We start from the raw sequence: 2,453 nt of genomic DNA, 5'->3' as shown, positions 1-2,453 counted from the left end.
GGCCGCCGTTGAAGCCCTGGCCGATGGCCTTGAACTTCCATTCGCCGTTGTAGCGGTAGATTTCGCCAAAGATCATCGCCGTTTCCGTCGAGCTGTCTTCGGACAGGTCGTAGCGGGCGATTTCTTTTTCGCCTTCCGCGTTCAGGCAGCGGATGAAGGCTTTCGATACCATGCCGAAGTTCTGGCGGCGCGCGTCGGCGTCGTGAATGGTGACGGTGATGCTGACGCGGTCGATGTCGGCTGGTACGCGGGTCAGGTCGATTTCGATGCGCTCATCGTCGCCTTCGCCTTCGCCCGTGGTGTTGTCGCCCGTGTGGACGACGGAACCGTCGGTCGACTTCAGGTTGTTGTAGAAGATGAAGTCAGAGTCGCCACGGACTTTGCCGTCGCTTTTCAGGAGGAAAGCACTACCGTCAAGGTCGAAGGTGGCGCCGTCCGTCGAACGAGGATCCCAGCCGAGGCCGACGATGATCTTCTTCAGGTTCGGTGCTTCCTTGCTCAGGTTGACGTTGCCGCCTTTTTGCAAACTGATTGCCATGTGGTGCTCCTTTTAGTAATTAAACTCAAACATGCCTTCATGGGATGAGCGCCAGGCGCTCGTGCCATTACTCTCTCAATTGGGGGCGTAACCCCCGATTTCAAGCTTCTGCCGCGTGCCGTTTGCGATAACGCAGCGATGACCACAGCGAGACCAGGATGAAGGCCACGCCCGACAGGCCCGTGAACCACTCCGGAATATGGTACTTGACGGACGCCAGCATGATCAATGCGAGGATGCCGATCGCATAATGGGCGCCGTGCTCGAGGTAGACGAATTCGTCCAGGGTACCCTTGTGCACGAGGAAGACCGTCATCGAGCGCACGAACATGGCGCCGATGGCCAGGCCCAGCATGATGATGACGACGTCGTTGGTGATGGCGAACGCGCCGATCACGCCGTCAAAGCTGAACGAAGCGTCCAGCACTTCCAGGTACAGGAAGCCGCCGATGCTGCCGCGCGCCACCGTTTTTACCAAGTCGCCATTGCCGTTTCTGGCTGGCGCGGCGCCTTCTTCCGCATCATCCTGCAAGTCCGGCTCGCCTTCTTCCAGCAAGCCGCTTATCCAGTTCACGCCGATGTAGACGGCGATGCCGACGATGCCCGACGCCAGCACGCTGTACTTCTCTTCCACGGGACCCATCGCCACGCAAGCGGCCACGGCGCCCATGGTGATCAGCACGGCCAGGCTTTCGGTGCCCAGCGCGTTGACTTTTTCCTCGGCCCAGCCCAGCCAGTGCAATTCCTTTTCGTCGTCGAACAGGAAGTTCAGGAACACCAGCAGCAAAAAGGCGCCGCCGAAGGCCGCCACTTGCGCATGGTTGTCCGTCAGGTGCTTGGCATACACATCGGGCGTCGTGGTGGCCATGGTCCACACGTCGACCAGGCCCAGGCCCGTGGCCACCGATACGATGACGAGCGGGAACAGCAGCCGCATGCCGAAGACGGCCACGAGGATACCGACCGTCAAAAACAGTTTTTGCCAGAACTCATTCCAGTGGCGCAAGACCGAGGCGTTGACCACGGCATTGTCGAACGACAGCGACACTTCCATGATGCCCAGCACGCCCGTGATCCACAGTGCCTGGATCATGCCGGCCATGCCGCCATGGCTGTAACCCCACCAGCCCGACACCGCCATCAGGATAAAAGTGACTAAAAAGGAAATTCTGAAATGCCGCATGAGGACCCCGTTGCAAGTATGAAGACGTTTGATTATCCGCGCCGCTGTGCGCGCCGCACTCAGTGTTGATATACGTCAATTGTTGTATATGCCATGATTTTATATGATCGCCGCCAGCGGCGGCGTTTTTATGGCCTGGCGAAGGACAGTTCTGCTGGCGCAGATGATCTGCGATAATTGCGGCGCGCCTGTCTGGCTGCCGCAGCCCCAGACACACTCTCTACATATATATAAGAAGGAATACCCCGTGGATATCGCTTACCTCGTCACGCCCCTGATCGCCTGGATCCTGGTCGGACCGATCAAATTCCTGATCAACAGTGCCCGCACGCGGCAATGGGCGTTCGGCCTGGTCGGCAATGGCGGCTTTCCCAGCAACCATAGTGCCGTCGTGTCCAGCATGGCAACCCTGATCGCCTTGCGCGAAGGCATCGGCCATCCCGCCTTCGGCGTGGCCGTGACGTTGGCCTTCATCGTCATCATCGACGCCAACAGCCTGCGCCAGCACGTGGGCAAGCAGGCGGCCGCCATCAACCGCCTGGCGGGGGAAGCGGCCAGCGCCGCGCACAAGACCTTGCGCGAGCGCATGGGCCATACCCTGGTGGAAATCGCCGGCGGCCTGTGCACGGGCGTGGCGATCGGTTTCCTGATCAACACCGTGTTTGCCCGCTAAGCATCTTTCCCCTGAAACGCAAAACCCCGCTTCATGGCGGGGTTTTGCGTTTCAGGGCG

3 protein-coding genes are annotated in these 2,453 nt (G+C 59.8%); 1 reads left to right on the top strand and 2 read right to left on the bottom strand.

Translation table 11 applies throughout. The features are described 5' to 3' along the window. Together ASN89_RS25060 and ASN89_RS25055 are read right to left on the bottom strand one after the other, a co-directional pair. Window positions 1-538: TerD family protein (locus tag ASN89_RS25060; protein ID WP_058051148.1), on the bottom strand; the 538-nt coding region annotated here is incomplete at its 3' end. Window positions 539-638: 100 nt separating this feature from the next. Continuing rightward, on the bottom strand, window positions 639-1,721 hold the full coding sequence (locus ASN89_RS25055) for a DUF475 domain-containing protein (protein WP_046682305.1): 1,083 nt from the start codon (window positions 1,719-1,721) through the stop codon (window positions 639-641). A gap of 247 nt (window positions 1,722-1,968) precedes the next feature. Between ASN89_RS25055 and ASN89_RS25050 the strand changes: the two genes are divergently transcribed. Beyond that, window positions 1,969-2,394 (top strand): divergent PAP2 family protein, encoded by a 426-nt coding sequence (locus ASN89_RS25050; RefSeq protein ID WP_046682306.1) that lies wholly within the window; start codon window positions 1,969-1,971, stop codon window positions 2,392-2,394. Window positions 2,395-2,453: the final 59 nt, after the last annotated feature.

Origin of the sequence: Janthinobacterium sp. Ant5-2-1 (genome assembly GCF_001445815.1) — a bacterium.
Classification (GTDB): Bacteria; Pseudomonadota; Gammaproteobacteria; order Burkholderiales; family Burkholderiaceae_D; genus Janthinobacterium; species Janthinobacterium lividum_E.
The sequence above is the reverse complement of the archived record's forward strand: the minus strand, read 5'-3'. Positions and strand labels throughout refer to the sequence as shown.

Coding starts and splice junctions, on each gene's coding strand:
- ASN89_RS25055 (WP_046682305.1), bottom strand. CDS start 1,721: ATGCGGCATTTCAGAATTTCCTTTTTAGTCACTTTTATCCTGATGGCG.